Origin of the sequence: Streptomyces sp. A012304, assembly GCF_026008495.1 — a bacterium.
Taxonomy (GTDB): domain Bacteria; phylum Actinomycetota; class Actinomycetes; order Streptomycetales; family Streptomycetaceae; genus Streptomyces.
Genome location: NZ_BQUN01000096.1, coordinates 41,849 through 56,279 on the forward strand (window position 1 = coordinate 41,849; position 14,431 = coordinate 56,279).

Consider the following 14,431-nt stretch of genomic DNA (forward strand, 5'->3'; position numbering starts at 1 on the left):
TGCCATGGCCACGGGTCGACGCTGCACTGTGGCCGGACATCACGAGTCGTGGTGCCGGTATCCGGAGGAGGCAGCGGCGGCAATGGAGATACGTCCCACGACCGACAAGGATTTCGACGTCTTCGTCGACACGGTCCATGCCGCGTTCGGGCGCTTCCCGGAAACCCCCATCGAGGGCGGCGGGCTCTGGTGGTCGGCGCTCGAAACGGACCGCTGCCTGCTCGCCCGGACGGCGGACGGGCGGCCCGTCGGCACCGCCGCCACGCACTCCTTCGAGCTCACCCTGCCCGGTGAGACCCTCGTCCCGGCCCCCGGGGTGACCGCCGTCGGCGTCCTGCCCTCGCACCGCCGCCAGGGCGTGCTGCGCGCGATGATGCGACATCAGCTCACCGAACTGCGGGCCCGTGGGGAGCTGCTGAGCGTGCTGCTGGCCTCCGAGGCCACGATCTACGGCAGGTTCGGCTACGGACCGGCGACCTACACGGCGCGGCTGACGGTGCCGCGCCACAAGGCCGCCCTCGCCGTTCCCCGGGCGCGTGGAGCGGCCCGGGCGGCAGCGACCGGCTCGGACAACGGCTCGGTCGAGGTGCTGCGCCGGGCCGAGTGCGGCGAGATTCTGGAAGAGGTCTACGACCGGTACCGCCGCGCCCAGCCCGGCGCCCTGTCCCGGCCGCACCGCTGGTGGGCCCTGCGCGCGGGACAGCCGCCGATCTCGCCGACGCCGCGCTACGTCGCCGTCCACCGGGACGCCGACGGTGTCCCCGACGGGTACGCCAGCTACTCGACCGAGTCCGGCACCCTGACGGTCGACGAGACCATCACCGCCGACGACGCCGTCTTCACGGCCCTGGCCCGGTTCGTACTCGAACACGACCTGGTCTCTCAGGTCGTGTTCCGGCACGTCCCGTCCGACCACCCGCTGCGCCGGCAGTTCGTGGACTTCCGCGCCGGCGAGGTGAGCGGCGACATGGACTGGCTCTGGGTGCGGCTGCTGGACGTCCCGCGTGCGCTGATGGCGCGCGGCTGGTTCATGGACGGCGAACTCGTCCTCGATGTCGACGACCCGTTCCTCGGCGCACACGACCGCTATCTGCTGACCGTTCGGGACGGCAGGGCCGACTGCGTTGCGACGGACCGGGAGCCCGACCTGTCCCTGGACATCCGCGACCTGGGCTCCGTCTACCTCGGCGGCACCGCCCCGAGCACGCTCGTGCGCGCCGGGCACATCCGGGCCCACCGCCCGGGCGCGGCCGCCCTCGCTGACGCGCTCTTCCGCGCCGAGCGCTCCCCGCACTGCCTGCACTGGTTCTGACCGCGCAGCGCCGAGGGCCGACGGCTGCTCCGCACCGTCGGTCGGGGCGCCGGCCGGTCAGGCCTCGGTACTGAACGCGGCGTCGGCGGACCGCCCCGATTCGTCGGGGACGGGGCCGGGTTGGGGCGTATGCTGTGCGTGGCAGTTTCGCGCCTGCCCGCTCCGAGTCATGGTGGCCCACGTCCATCGTGGCGGCGAAGACAAGGTTCCCCGAATCGCGCACCAGCGTTCCGCCAGGTCATCCATATATCCGCGGCGGGGTGGACGTGGGACGTCCCGCGAGTTGGAGCACACGATGACCGACGACCGTCGCCGCAAGGCCGAGATCCGGGCCCTCCAGGCAGCCACCGGGCTGCCGTATCTGGAGGCCCGCCGACAGATCACGGCCTTCGCCGAGGTGATGCGGCAGCACCCACGGCTCAACTCCTTCGGTATCGGCGTCTTCGCCTCTCATCGCCTGACGGCCGAGCAGCGCCGTGACGAACTCGCCGTCGGCCGCGAGGAGTTGGCCGGACGCGTGGCCGTGGTGGTGGAGACGGCCGCGTGGCTGCGCGAGAACATCACGCCGATCAGGACTCCTGTCGTCAGCAGCTACACCGTGAAACACGTGATGCAGCGGACGACCGGCAGGTACGCCACCAACGGCGAATTCATCGCCGCCGCTCTCGTCGCCGGCTACGCCTTCAGGTACGACCAGCCGAATGTGCTGTTCGGCATGAGCCGCCGGGATCTGAGCCGGCTGGACTGAGCACCACAGCGGGGATCCCTCCGGCCCTCTGAACGGGCCTCAGGGCCTGTTCACGCGCCGATGTCCTGCCGCAGGCGCGCGAACGCCTCGTGGAAGCCGGGGAAGGTCTTGCGGACGCAGCCGGGGTCGTCGAAGGAGATCCCGGGGGCGCGCAGGCCGGTCACCGCGAAGGACATCACGACGCGATGGTCGCCGTACGTCTTGATCTCCGCGCCGGACGCCACCGGGCCGGGCTGGATCTCGATCCAGTCCGGTCCCGTGGTCACCTCCACGCCCAGCCGCCGCAGGTTCTCCGCGCAGGCCTCCAGACGGTCGCACTCCTTGACGCGCGTGTTGGCCACGTCCTCGATGCGCACCGGCCCGGAGGCGAAAGGGGCGAGGGCGGCGAGGGTGGGCATGGTGTCGGAGATGTCCCGCATGTTCACGGTGAGGCCACGCAGTTCGCCGGTGCCGGACACGGTGGTGCGGTCCGCGCCGGTCTCCACCCGCGCGCCCATCCGCCGCAGGACGTCCACGAAGCCCAGGTCGCCCTGGAGCGCGCCCGCGCCGAGGCCGGGCACGGTGACCTCGGCGCCCGGCGTCACCGCGGCGGCCGCGAAGAAGTAGCTCGCCGTGGACGCGTCGGGCTCGATGGCGTAGGTGGTGGCCCGGTAGCCGCCCGGCGGGACGACGAAGACGTCGCCGTCACGGACGACCTCCACCCCGAACGCCCGCATCATCGCGAGGGTGATCTCCACGTACGGTGCCGACACCAGGTCGGTGACGGTGATGCGCAGGCCGGTGCGGGTCAGCGGGCCGAGCAGCAGCAGGGCGGTCAGGTACTGGGACGACTGGCCGGCGTCCAGCACCACGTCCCCGCCCTCCACCCCGGCCGCCCTGACGGTCAGCGGATGGTGGCCCTCCGCCTCCTCGTGCCGCAGGTCCACGCCGAGGTCGCGCAGGGCGCGGGTCAACGGCAGCAGGGGTCTGCGGCGCATCTGGGGCGAGGCGTCGAAGCGGTAGGTGCCGTGGCCGGCGGCGGCCAGGGTGGGCAGGAAGCGGGCGGTGGTGGCGCCGTCGCGGCAGTAGACGTCGGCCTCGGCGGCCGCGGGGCCCTGCGGGCGTCCGTCGACCTGCCAGGCGTCCGGCGTGCGTCCGACGCGGTAGCCGAGCCGGGTCAGGCCCTCGGCGAAGCCTTCGGTGTCGTCGGAGCGCAGGGGCCTCTGGAGGGTGGTGACTCCGTCGGCGGCGGCCGCCAGGAACAGGGCACGGGCGGTGATGGACTTGGAACCGGGTATGTCGACGAGGGCCATGCCCGTGATGATCCCGCGACACCATCACGCGGCGCCCGCCCGTCCACGGGGTGGACCGCCCGACCGGCACTCCGGGCACGCCCGCCGCCGTGTTCTCCAGGCGGGTCCGCCGGCGCACGGTCCAGAAACGGGAACCCGGGGCGGGGGTTGGTCGTCCAATGCGCGAGCTGTCGGATGAGTCTCCTCGGTGCGGTGTCGGCCCTCGCCGCTGGCTGCGATCGCTGACCACCCTCTCCGCCGCACCGCGGCCGGCAGTGTGCCGTCATCGGCGCGCCCCCTCCGATGCGCCGGTGGCGGCCCTCTCGCCGGGTACCGTGCAGGCTCCCCGACCGGCCCGGAAGGAGCGCACATGCCCTCCAGACGTACCGTCCTCGCCGCCACCGCCGGCCTCACCGCGGCCCTCGCCCTCGACGGCACCGCCCACGCGGACGACCGCCGGCTGCGCGCCCTGATCTCCCGGATGACCCTGGAGGAGAAGGTCGGCCAGGTCTTCGTCACCCGGGTCTTCGGCCACTCGGCCACCGCCCCCGACGAGGCCGACGCCGACGCCAACCTCGAGGAGCTGGGCGTGCGCACGGCCGCCGAGCTGATCGCCCGTTACCGGGTCGGCGGTGTCATCTACTTCGCCTGGGCGCACAACACCCGCGACCCGCTCCGGATCTCGGAGCTGTCCAACGGCCTCCAGCGGGCCGCGCTCCAGCAGCCGGGGGGAGTGCCGCTGCTGATCTCCACCGACCAGGAGCACGGCGTCGTCGCCCGCGTCGGCGGTCCGGCCACGCTCTTCCCCGGCGCGATGGCGATCGGCGCCGGCGGCTCGCCCGGCGACGCCCGCACCCTCGGCCGGCTCGCGGGCCGCGAACTGCGCGCGCTGGGCATCCGCCAGAATTACGCCCCCGTCGCCGACGTGAACATCGACCCCGCCAACCCGGTCATCGGCGTTCGTTCCTTCGGCGCCGACCCGCAGGCGGTGGCGGCCCTGGCCGCCGCGGAGATCGGGGGCTACCGGTCTGCGGGGATCGCGACGACCGCCAAGCACTTCCCCGGCCACGGCGACACGGCCGTCGACAGCCACACCGGCTTCCCCGTCATCACCCACACCCGCCAGGTGTGGGAGGAGCTGGACGCGGTGCCGTTCCGGGCGGCGATCGCGGCCGGCGTCGACTCGATCTTGACCGCGCACCTCCTGGTCCCGGCGCTCGACGACTCCGGCGATCCGGCCACGCTCTCCCGGCCCGTCCTCACCGGCCTGCTGCGCGAGCACCTCGGCTACGACGGGGTCGTGGTGACCGATGCCCTCGACATGGCGGGCGTGCGCACCAAGTACGGCGACGACCGCGTCCCCGTGCTCGCGCTGAAGGCGGGCGCCGACCAGCTCCTCAAGCCGCCGGACCTGGGCCTGGCGTGGAACGCCGTGCTGACGGCCGTACGGGAGGGGGAGCTGACGGAGGAGCGGCTGGAGGAGTCGGTGCTGCGGATCCTGCGGCTGAAGGACCGGCTCGGCCTGTTCGCCGACCCGTACGTCAGCCCGGCCGCCGTCGAGCGGACCGTCGGTGTCCCCGCGCATCTCGCGGCGGCCGACCGGATCGCCGAGCGGACGACGACGCTGCTGGTGAACGAGGGCGGTCTGCTGCCGCTCTCCCCCCGTGAGCGGCCGAGGCTGCTGGTGGTGGGCGCCGACCCGGCGTCGCCCTCCGGCACCACCGGCCCGCCCACGACGGTCCTCGCCGCGGCCCTCGGCGACCTCGGCTTCACGGCCACCGCCCTGTCCACCGGCACCAGCCCGGCGCCCGAGGCGATCGCCGGGGCGGTGACGGCGGCGGCCGAGGCCGACGCGGTGATCGTGACGACGTACGAGGTCACCGCCGGCAGCCCGCAGCGGACGCTGGTGGAGCGCCTGTCGGCGACCGGCCGCCCGGTGGTGGCGGTGGCCGTCCGCAACCCGTACGACGTCGCTCATCTGCCGTCGGCCCGGGCCTGCCTGGCGGCCTACTCCTGGACCGACGTCGAACTGCGCGCCGCGGCCCGGGTGATCGCCGGCACGGTCACGCCGCGCGGCAGGCTCCCGGTGCCGGTACGGCACGCGGCCGACCCGGCACAACTGCTGTACCCGATCGGCCACGGCCTGACGTACTAAGCGCCGGTCGCGGACCGGTGGCGGTGCGCGGTCACGGCCGCAGGGTGGGCTCGCGTTCGATGTCGCGGACGTCCAGCTTCGCGTCGAACTTCGCCAGCGGCTTCGCCCGGTCGACGGCGGCGGGTGCGACGCCCGCCCAGTCCAGGATCCGTGCCGTGGCCAGGGCCTTGTCGTCGGCGACCAGGCCGGCGACGTTGGCGCCGTGGTTCATGCCGGGCGCGGTGAGCACGTACGAGTCCTTCGCGCCCTTGCCGAGGTGGAAGGGCTCCGCGCCCCACGGGTCGTTCTGGCCGTAGACGAAGAGCATCCGGCGGGCGTTGTGACGGACCCAGGTGTCGATGTCGCGCATCGCCCACGGCTGGAACTTCATCGGGATGTCGCGGGGGACGAAGTTGCGCGGGGGCTGGTAGCCGTAGCGGATGTACTTCTTCTCGATGTGCGGGAAGTGGATGGTGGGGGCGCCCAGTTGGGTGCCCGCCTGGTAGTAGTACGGCGTGTACGGCGACAGGCCCTGGTCCGCGTAGAACGAGAAGCCCGAGATGGTGTCGACGGAGTTCCAGATCTCGTCGTCGGTGGCGTTCGGCGCGTCGGCCGGGACCGAGTCGCAGTCCGAGAGCCTGCTGTACTGCCAGAAGCCCCACACGTAGTCCAGGACGACGGCCTCGTAGGCGCGGTCCAGGCCGCCGACGGTGTCGAAGGTGAGGCCCTCCGCCGCCGCGTACTCCGCGTACTTCTTCTCCAGCGGCTCTCGGCGCACCAGCGCCTCGCGCTGCACGGCGTTCAGCCGGTCGCGGCACTCCTTGGTGCCGACGGTCGCGAAGAAGCGGTCGTAGGCGGAGTCCTCGTGGTTGACGACGTCGTTGGGGGCGACGTACGCGACGACGCCGTCCATGTCCCTGGGGTAGAAGCGCTCGTAGTAGGTGGCGGTCATGCCGCCCTTGGAGCCGCCCGTGGAGATCCAGTTCTTCGGGTAGACCGTCTTCAGGGCCTCGAAGATGCGGTGCTGGTCGCTGGCCGCCTGCCAGATGTCCAGCTTGGACCAGTCGGCCGGGTCGGGGCGGGACGGCGTGAAGAAGCGGTACTCCATGGAGACCTGGTTGCCGTCGACGATCTGGGTCGGCTCGCGGCGGCCGGGGGTGGTGGAGACGTTGTAGCCGCTGGTGTAGAAGACCGTCGGGCGGCTGACGTCCTTGTGCAGCACGGTGATCCGCTGCTGGAACGTGCCCTTGGCGGGGTGCCGGTGGTCGACCGGTTGCGTGTAGTTCAGGACGAAGAAGCGGTAGCCGGGGTACGGCTTCTCCTGGACCAGGCTCATGCCCGGTACGGAGAGCAGCCGGTCTTTGATGTCCGTGGCCTCCGGCTCGGCCGCGGTCGCGGCCCCCGCCGTGCTCAACGTGCCTATGAGCACGGTGAGCGCCAGCAGCCATCTGAGCGCCTTGCGCATGCGCGTGCACCCTTCCCTGTGAGACAGATGTGCGCCGGAAGCTATCGGAGCAACACCTGTCACACCAGAGGGCGTTGGCGAATGTCAGTGGGTCAGAAGTGGATCCAGCCGGAGGCGTACGAGCCGGTCCCGACCGATCCGGTCACCCGCACCGGGCGATTTCCGGCGTACACGCTCACCGGGTCCGAAGTGCGGGTGTGGCTCCGCGACTTCTTCACGGCGACATGGCCGCGCGCCTGCACACTGACCGAGATCCGCCTCTTGGTGCCGGGGTACTTCTGGTAGGTGATGGCGCAGATCCGGCCACCGCCCTTGTAGACGTGCACGGAGCCGGTGGCGAACGGCAGGGTCCGCACCTTCCGGCCCGTGCAGGACGCGGGCGCGGCCTGGGCGGTGCCCGGCGCGGCGAGCGCGAGCACCCCGGACGCGGTCAGCACGGCCAGCACCACCGCCAGCCGTCGGCGTATGTCCCCCCGCGCACCACTGCCCACGGTCCCCGTCCCCTCCCGCGTATGACGTACCGAACCCCGTACAGATGTACGGACGCACGTCATATGCCGGACGGTTGCACGGGCGTCACCAGGACGCGCCGACCGGCTCCTCCGGCTCGGCCTCCCCGACGAACGTCCGCCACAGGCGCGCGTAGTGCCCGCCGCGGGCGAGCAGTTCGTCGTGCGTGCCGTCCTCCGCGACCCGGCCGTGGTCCATGACGACGACCCGGTCGGCGCGGGCCGCCGTCGTCAGGCGGTGGGCGACGACCAGTGTCGTACGGCGGCCCGCCAGACGGTCGGTGGCCTGGTTGACCTGGGCCTCGGTGGCCAGGTCCAGCGCGGCGGTGGCCTCGTCGAGGAGGAGGATGTCGGGGTCGACCAGCTCGGCGCGGGCCAGGGCGATCAGCTGGCGCTGGCCGGCGGAGAGGTTGCGGCCGCGTTCGGCGACCTCGTGGAGGTAGCCGCCGTCGAGCGTCGCGATCATCTCGTGGGCGCCCACCGCCCGCGCCGCCGCCTCCACCTCGGCGTCGGTGGCGTCGGGACGGCCGTAGGCGATGGCGTCACGGACGGTGCCGGGGAAGAGGTACGCCTCCTGGGGGACGACCCCGAGCCGGTGGCGGTACGCCGTGAGGTCGAGGGAGCGCAGGTCGGTTCCGTCGACCAGCACCCGGCCGCGGGTGGGGTCGTAGAACCGGGCGACCAGCTTGACCAGCGTCGACTTGCCCGCGCCGGTCTCGCCGACGAAGGCGACGGTCTGGCCGGCGGGGATGCGCAGGTCGATGCCGCCGAGCGCCTCCTCCTCGTCGGTGTACGCGAAGCGCACGTCCTCGAAGGTGATCTCGCCGCGCAGGGAGGGGACCTCCCGCGGCTCGTCGGCGGACTCGGTGGACGTCGGCTCGCGCAGCAGCTCCTGGATGCGGCCCAGCGAGACCGTGGCCTGCTGGTAGCCGTCGAAGACCTGGGAGAGCTGCTGGACGGGCGCGAAGAACAGGTCGATGTAGAGCAGGTACGCGACGAGCGCGCCGGTCGTGAGCGTCGCGTCGTCCACCCGGCCGGCGCCCGCGATCAGCACGGCCGCCGCGGCCGCCGACGACAGGAACTGCACGAACGGGAAGTAGACCGAGATCAGCCACTGGCCCCGGATCCGCGCCCGGCGGTAGCTGTCGCTGCGCTGCGCGAACCGCGCCCCGCCGTCCCGCTCGCGGCGGAAGGCCTGCACGATCCGCAGCCCGGCCACCGACTCCTGGAGGTCGGCGTTGACCACGGCCACCCGCTCCCGGGCGAGCTCGTAGGCCTTGACGCTCGCGCGGCGGAAGAAGTAGGTGGCGATGATCAGCGGGGGCAGGGTGGCGAAGACGACGAGGGCGAGCTGCACGTCGATCACCAGCAGGGCGACCATGATGCCGAAGAAGGTGACGACCGAGACGAACGCCGTGACCAGGCCGGTCTGGAGGAACGTGGACAGCGCGTCGACGTCCGTGGTCATCCGGGTCATGATCCGGCCGGTCAGCTCGCGCTCGTAGTAGTCGAGGCCGAGCCGCTGGAGCTGGGCGAAGATCTTCAGGCGCAGGGAGTACAGGACGCGTTCGCCGGTTCGGCCGGTCATCCGCATCTCGCCGGTCTGCGCGGCCCACTGCACGAGCACCGCCAGCAGGGCCAGCAGCGAGGCCGCCCACACGGCGCCCAGCGCCGCCCGGGTGACGCCCTCGTCGATGCCGTGCCGGATCATCACCGGCAGCAGCAGTCCCATGCCGGCGTCGACGGCGACCAGGCCGAGGCTGATCAGCAGGGGCGTCCCGAAGCCGCGCAGCAGCCGGCGCAGGCCGTAGGAGTCCTCGGGGGTGACCGCGCGGGCCTCGTCGATGTCGGGGGTGTCGGTCGCGGGCGGCAGCGCCTCCACCTGGGCGAGGAGTTCCGGGGTGGCGGGCGTGCCGGCCAGGGCGGTGTCCTTGGGGTCCTTGGGCTCGCGGTCGCCGGTCCACAGCCGGGGCGTCACCCCGCGCTCGGCGTCGAACTCGGCGTCCAGTTCGTCCCGTACGGAGGTGTCCTCGACGGGGGAGGTCCGCTGGGCGTGGCCCGGGGAGACGCCGCCCAGTTCGTCCGGGTCGGTGAGCAGGCGCCGGTACAGCGGGGACCGCCGCTGGAGCTCCTCGTGGGTGCCGAGGTCGGCGAGCCGGCCGCCGTCGAGGACGGCGATGCGGTCGGCGAGGTTGAGGGTGGAGCGGCGGTGCGCGATCAGGAGGGTCGTGCGGCCCTCCATGACGTGTCTGAGGGCCTCGTGGATCTCGTGTTCCACGCGGGCGTCGACGGCCGAGGTCGCGTCGTCGAGGACGAGCAGGCGCGGGTCGGTGAGGATGGCGCGGGCGAGGGCGACGCGCTGGCGCTGGCCGCCGGAGAGGGTCAGGCCCTGCTCGCCGACCTTGGTGGCGTAGCCCTGGGGCAGTTCGGCGATGAAGCGGTCGGCCTGGGCGGCGCGGGCGGCGGCCTGGATCTCCTCGTCGGTGGCGTCCGGGCGGCCGTAGGCGATGTTGGCGCGGACGGTGTCGGAGAAGAGGAAGGAGTCCTCGGGGACCAGTCCGATCGCGGCCCGCAGGGAGTCCGTGGTCAGCTCGCGGACGTCGTGGCCGCCGACGAGGACCGCGCCGCGCGTCACGTCGTAGAAGCGGGGCAGCAGCAGGGAGACGGTCGACTTGCCGGACCCGGAGGAGCCGACGACGGCGAGGGTCTCGCCCGGGCGGATCTCGAAGCTCAGCCCGTCGAGCACCGGCCGGCCGTCCTCGTAGGCGAAGGTGACGTCGTCGAACTCGACCGTGGCGGGCGCGTCAGCGGGCAGTTCCTTGGTGCCGTCCTTCAGGGTCGGCTCGGTGTCGATCAGCTCCAGGACGCGTTCGGTGCCCGCGCGGGCCTGCTGGCCGACGGTGAGGACCATGGCGAGCATGCGGACCGGACCGACGAGCTGCGCGAGGTAGGTGGAGAAGGCGACGAAGGTGCCGAGGGTGATGTGGCCGCGTACGGCGAGCCAGCCGCCGAGGGCGAGCATCGCGACCTGGCCGAGTGCGGGCACGGCCTGGAGGGCCGGGGTGTACCTGGCGTTCAGCCGGATCGTGCGCAGCCGCCCCGCGAAGAGCCTGCGGCCGACCTCCCGCAGCTTGCCGGTCTCCTGCTCCTCCTGCCCGAAGCCCTTCACCACGCGGACGCCGCTGACGGCGCCGTCGACGACACCCGCGACGGCCGCCGCCTGGGCCTGCGCGTACCAGGTGGCCGGGTGCAGCCGGGTGCGGCTGTGCTTGGCGATCCACCACAGGGCGGGCGCCACGGCCAGCGCGACCAGGGTGAGCGGCGGCGACAGCCACGCCATGACCACCAGGGAGATCAGGAAGAGCAGGATGTTCCCGATGGTCATCGGGAGCATGAAGAGCAGGCCCTGGATGAGCTGGAGGTCGCTGGTGGCGCGGCCGACGACCTGGCCGGTGGACAGCTCGTCCTGGCGGCGGCCGTCCAGCCGGGTGAGCGTGCCGTACATCTCGGTGCGCAGGTCGTGCTGGACGTCGAGGGCGAGGCGGCCGCCGTAGTAGCGGCGGACGTAGGTGAAGGCGTAGACGAGGAGGGCGGCGACGATCAGGGCGCCCGCCCAGGGGGCCATGGCGCGGCTGTGGTCGCCGATGACGTCGTCGATGATCACCTTGGTGATCAGCGGGACGACCGCCATGACGGCCATGCCGGCGAGGGAGGAGCCGAGGGCGAGGACGACGTCCCCGGGATGACGCCAGGCGTAGCCGGCGAGTCGTCGTGCCCATCCCCGTTGCGGTCCCACGCGGGTGCCCTCCGTTTTTTCCGTCCCGATCTTCCGGAAGGCACCAACGCGGATTGAAGCGGATTTCATCCCTCCGCAACAATGGGTGAACGGTCAGACACGAACCCGCAGGTGGTAGAAGCGCGTCGTCTGGACCGCGTTCTGGTTGTCGTCGCTCACCAGCAGCACCTTCAGCCGGCCCTTCGAGTACCCCGTGATCACCATGCCCTCGATGTTGTCCAGCAGCGGATTCGGCTGCGGCTGCTTGGCGGTCGCCCCCAGGGACGGGCAGTCCACCAGGTCGGCGAGGAGGGTCTTGGCGACCGGGCGTACGCCGTCCTGGCCGGTCAGGTTCTCGACGCCGCTGGTGTCGGTGGCGCGGCGCGGGTCGGCCAGGTAGAGGCGGACGGTGTTGCCGACGCCCGCGGTGAAGCCGCGCTCCAGGACGAGGAGCCGGCCGTCGGGGGTCGCCTGGACCTCGGGGACGCCCAGGCCGGGGTCGGCGCGGTAGGCGTACTGGGCGCCGAGCCGGAAGTGGCCGCGCCACCGTTGCCAGGTCTGGAAGCGGACGGTGCCCGCGCTGTCGCCGGCCAGCGCGTACTCCATCGACGCCAGCAGCGTGCGGCCGCCGGGCAGCAGGGTCAGACCCTCGAAGGTGCCGTTGGGGACGGCACGGCCGGCCGGGGCGACCCGCAGCGCGTCGGGGACGGGCAGGCGGTCGAGTACCGCCCCCGCGGGGCTGTAACGGCGTACGGACGGCTCGGTCTCCGAGGTGACCAGACGGGTGCCGTCGCGATCCACGGCCAGGCCCTCGGCGTCGAGGGCGGCGCCGCTGTCGTCGGCGAGCGGGACGACCGACTCGGGCGCGAGGGTCCTGGCGTCCAGGCCGAAGAGGGCGGAGCGGTCGGAGAGGGCGGCCAGGGAGCCGTCCCGGTCGACCGCGAGCGCGGAGAGGTTGCCGACGAAGGCGCCCTGGTAGGTGGTCTTGTCCAGGGCGTCGGAGAAGCCGTCGATGGAGACGGCCGGTGCACAGGCCCGGTTCGGCTGGGCGTTCGCGGGCCCGGCGGCGCTGAGGCAGGTGGCCGCCGCCAGGCCGGCGGTGAGGGTGGCGAGTACGGTTCGCAGGCGCATGGCCGTCACCGTAGGACGGGAGGGTGACGTGGGGTGGGACGCACCGTTAAGGATCAGCCGCCCGCGGCCACGAGATCCTTGTGGATGACCTTCGCCACGCCCTGAATGGTCGTGATGCCGTAGTTCATGGTGCTGTTGCCGTGCGTCAGCACGGTGATCATGTAGTTGTGGCCGTTGCCGTCGAACGTGCCGACGCTGTGCACCCGCCAGCCGTTCGTGGAGCGCTGCAACCAGCCGTTCTTGACGTGCAGGGTCGCGTTCGCGGGCTTCCCGTACGGCGTGCCCCAGCGCTGCGCGGCCACCACCTGGTTCATCAGCTTCAGGGTGTACGCGCGGGCGTTGTCGCTGAGGACGGCGTTCTTGGCGGTGATGAGCTGGAGCAGCTTCTGCTCGTCGGTCACCGTGATCTGGGTCAGCCCCCAGTAGCCGTTGGCGCCGGGCTTGGTCTGCGTCATCTTCGCGGCGGCGAGGAAGCCCTTGATCTTCGTCAGGCCGAGCTGCTTCCACAGCTTGCTGGTCGCCGCGTTGTCCGACTTGGTGATCATGGCCTTGGCGAGCGAGCTCTCCGTCGCCGTCAGGGTCCGGTTGTGCTTCTTCGCGTCCCACAGCAGCGCGGCGAGGACGGTGACCTTCACGACGCTGGCCGAGTCGTAGGCGGTGGAGGCGCGCAGCGTGCAGGTCGTCTTGGTGGTGCGGTCGTGGAGGCCGACGGCGACCGTGCCCTTGCGGGTGGCGAGCGCGGCGGTGATGTCCTTCTGCAACTTGGCGGCCAGGCCCGCCTTGGCGGAGGAACAGACGACGGCCGGCGGGGCGGCCGCGGCGGGCGCGGCGGCGGCCACCCCGGTGACGAGGACGCCGGCGGTGAGGCCGGCCGCGAGAAGTCTCGCGCGTCTGGATATCCCGTGAGTCATGCGGTGTTGACACACGAGCTCGGGTGAAAGGTTGTACGGATCGGCGGATCGGCGGACCGACAGACCGACACGCCGTCAGCGGCCCCCGGCCGGACCGGTCGGGGCCGCTTCTCGCCGCTCCTCGCGTCAACTCGCGTAGACAGCTCCCGACTTGCCGGTTTCCGTCATCCAATCGACATGTCCGATTCATTTACAAGGCCGCATGTCCATGTCACTCTCCCGATTGCCGCCTCCCCATCAACCCGCGTAGATCGGACACCCACATGCTGGCGACACGCATACGCCGATGGAAGTCGGTGGCCTTGGCCACCGCCGCCGTCATGGTGGGCCTCACCGCCCCCGCCCTCACCGCGACCCCCGCCGCGGCGACCACGACGGCCTACGACTCGACGTACTACAAGAACGCGGTCGGCAAGACGGGTACGAGCCTGAAGTCGGCCCTGCACACGATCGTCACCCCCCAGACGAAGCTGTCGTACTCGGCTCTCTGGGAGGCGCTGAAGGTCACCGACCAGGACCCGAACAACAGCAGCAACGTCAAGCTCCTCTACTCCGGCATCTCCCGCAGCAAGTCGCTGAACGGCGGCAACACCGGCAACTGGAACCGTGAGCACGTGTGGGCCCAGTCCCACGGCGACTTCGGCACCTCCGCGGGTCCCGGCACCGATCTGCACCACATCCGGCCCGAGGACGTGACGGTCAACTCCATCCGCGGCAACAAGGACTTCGACAACGGCGGCAGCAGCTTCACCAACTCCGGCGGCAGCCTCACCGACTCCAACTCCTTCGAGCCGCGCGACGCCGTCAAGGGCGACGTGGCCCGCATGATCCTCTACATGGCCGTCCGCTACGAGGGCGGCGACGGCTGGCCCAACCTGGAGCCCAACGACCTCGTCACCAACGGCAGCGTCCCCTACCACGGCCGTCTCTCCGTGCTGAAGGCCTGGAACGACGAGGACCCGCCGGACGCCTTCGAGGAGCGCCGCAACCAGGTCATCTACGACACCTACCAGCACAACCGCAACCCGTTCATCGACCACCCGGAGTGGGTCGAGGCGATCTGGTAGAACTCCCGGCCCGGCCGGCACCGGCGCCGAGCACGCGGTCCGGCACCCGACCCCGGGGCCGGACCGCGGTGCGTGCGCCGGGCGGGCCGCTCGGCCGGTCCCGAACAT

At 72.1% G+C, this 14,431-nt stretch carries 10 protein-coding genes; 4 read left to right on the forward strand and 6 right to left on the reverse strand.

The genetic code is table 11. The features are described 5' to 3' along the window. Nucleotides 1–82: 82 nt before the first annotated feature. Nucleotides 83–1,312: a GNAT family N-acetyltransferase gene (locus ALMP_RS21185; protein WP_264930636.1), complete on the forward strand. Its 1,230-nt coding sequence runs from the start codon at nt 83–85 to the stop codon at nt 1,310–1,312. 295 nt (nt 1,313–1,607) lie between these two features. Next, complete coding sequence (locus ALMP_RS21190) at nt 1,608–2,060, forward strand: hypothetical protein (RefSeq protein ID WP_264930637.1); 453 nt, start codon at nt 1,608–1,610, stop codon at nt 2,058–2,060. A gap of 50 nt (nt 2,061–2,110) precedes the next feature. Here ALMP_RS21190 and aroA read toward each other — a convergent pair whose 3' ends face one another. Further along, complete coding sequence (aroA, locus tag ALMP_RS21195) at nt 2,111–3,352, reverse strand: 3-phosphoshikimate 1-carboxyvinyltransferase (protein ID WP_264930639.1); 1,242 nt, start codon at nt 3,350–3,352, stop codon at nt 2,111–2,113. A 349-nt stretch (nt 3,353–3,701) separates the two neighbouring features. Between aroA and ALMP_RS21200 the strand changes: the two genes are divergently transcribed. Beyond that, complete coding sequence (locus tag ALMP_RS21200; protein ID WP_264930641.1) at nt 3,702–5,486, forward strand: glycoside hydrolase family 3 protein; 1,785 nt, start codon at nt 3,702–3,704, stop codon at nt 5,484–5,486. A gap of 31 nt (nt 5,487–5,517) precedes the next feature. Here ALMP_RS21200 and ALMP_RS21205 read toward each other — a convergent pair whose 3' ends face one another. The 5 genes from ALMP_RS21205 to ALMP_RS21225 all read right to left on the reverse strand — a co-directional run bounded on the left by ALMP_RS21205 (nt 5,518) and on the right by ALMP_RS21225 (nt 13,256). Continuing rightward, nucleotides 5,518–6,930, reverse strand: a complete 1,413-nt coding sequence (locus tag ALMP_RS21205) for a S28 family serine protease (RefSeq protein ID WP_264930643.1) — start codon at nt 6,928–6,930, stop codon at nt 5,518–5,520. Between the two features lie 92 nt (nt 6,931–7,022). Beyond that, a complete protein-coding gene (locus ALMP_RS21210; protein ID WP_264930646.1) occupies nt 7,023–7,421 on the reverse strand; it encodes a hypothetical protein in 399 nt (132 codons plus the stop codon). An 85-nt stretch (nt 7,422–7,506) separates the two neighbouring features. Continuing rightward, nucleotides 7,507–11,235 (reverse strand): ABC transporter ATP-binding protein, encoded by a 3,729-nt coding sequence (locus tag ALMP_RS21215; protein ID WP_264930648.1) that lies wholly within the window; start codon nt 11,233–11,235, stop codon nt 7,507–7,509. 93 nt (nt 11,236–11,328) lie between these two features. Beyond that, a complete protein-coding gene (locus tag ALMP_RS21220; RefSeq protein WP_264930649.1) occupies nt 11,329–12,345 on the reverse strand; it encodes an esterase-like activity of phytase family protein in 1,017 nt (338 codons plus the stop codon). 53 nt (nt 12,346–12,398) lie between these two features. Beyond that, nucleotides 12,399–13,256 (reverse strand): class A beta-lactamase-related serine hydrolase, encoded by an 858-nt coding sequence (locus ALMP_RS21225; protein ID WP_264930651.1) that lies wholly within the window; start codon nt 13,254–13,256, stop codon nt 12,399–12,401. Nucleotides 13,257–13,519: 263 nt separating this feature from the next. On the opposite strand from ALMP_RS21225, the gene ALMP_RS21230 reads away from it, so the two are divergent. Further along, entirely contained in the window at nt 13,520–14,323 is an 804-nt protein-coding gene (locus ALMP_RS21230; RefSeq protein WP_264930652.1) for an endonuclease I family protein, read from the forward strand. Nucleotides 14,324–14,431: the final 108 nt, after the last annotated feature.

What these genes read in the sequence shown, in the direction of transcription:
- ALMP_RS21185 (WP_264930636.1), top strand. Translation starts at nt 83, where the DNA reads ATGGAGATACGTCCCACGACCGACAAGGATTTCGACGTCTTCGTCGAC.
- ALMP_RS21190 (WP_264930637.1), top strand. Translation starts at nt 1,608, where the DNA reads ATGACCGACGACCGTCGCCGCAAGGCCGAGATCCGGGCCCTCCAGGCA.
- aroA (WP_264930639.1), bottom strand. Translation starts at nt 3,352, where the DNA reads ATGGCCCTCGTCGACATACCCGGTTCCAAGTCCATCACCGCCCGTGCC.
- ALMP_RS21200 (WP_264930641.1), top strand. Translation starts at nt 3,702, where the DNA reads ATGCCCTCCAGACGTACCGTCCTCGCCGCCACCGCCGGCCTCACCGCG.
- ALMP_RS21205 (WP_264930643.1), bottom strand. Translation starts at nt 6,930, where the DNA reads ATGCGCAAGGCGCTCAGATGGCTGCTGGCGCTCACCGTGCTCATAGGC.
- ALMP_RS21220 (WP_264930649.1), bottom strand. Translation starts at nt 12,345, where the DNA reads ATGCGCCTGCGAACCGTACTCGCCACCCTCACCGCCGGCCTGGCGGCG.
- ALMP_RS21225 (WP_264930651.1), bottom strand. Translation starts at nt 13,256, where the DNA reads ATGACTCACGGGATATCCAGACGCGCGAGACTTCTCGCGGCCGGCCTC.
- ALMP_RS21230 (WP_264930652.1), top strand. Translation starts at nt 13,520, where the DNA reads ATGCTGGCGACACGCATACGCCGATGGAAGTCGGTGGCCTTGGCCACC.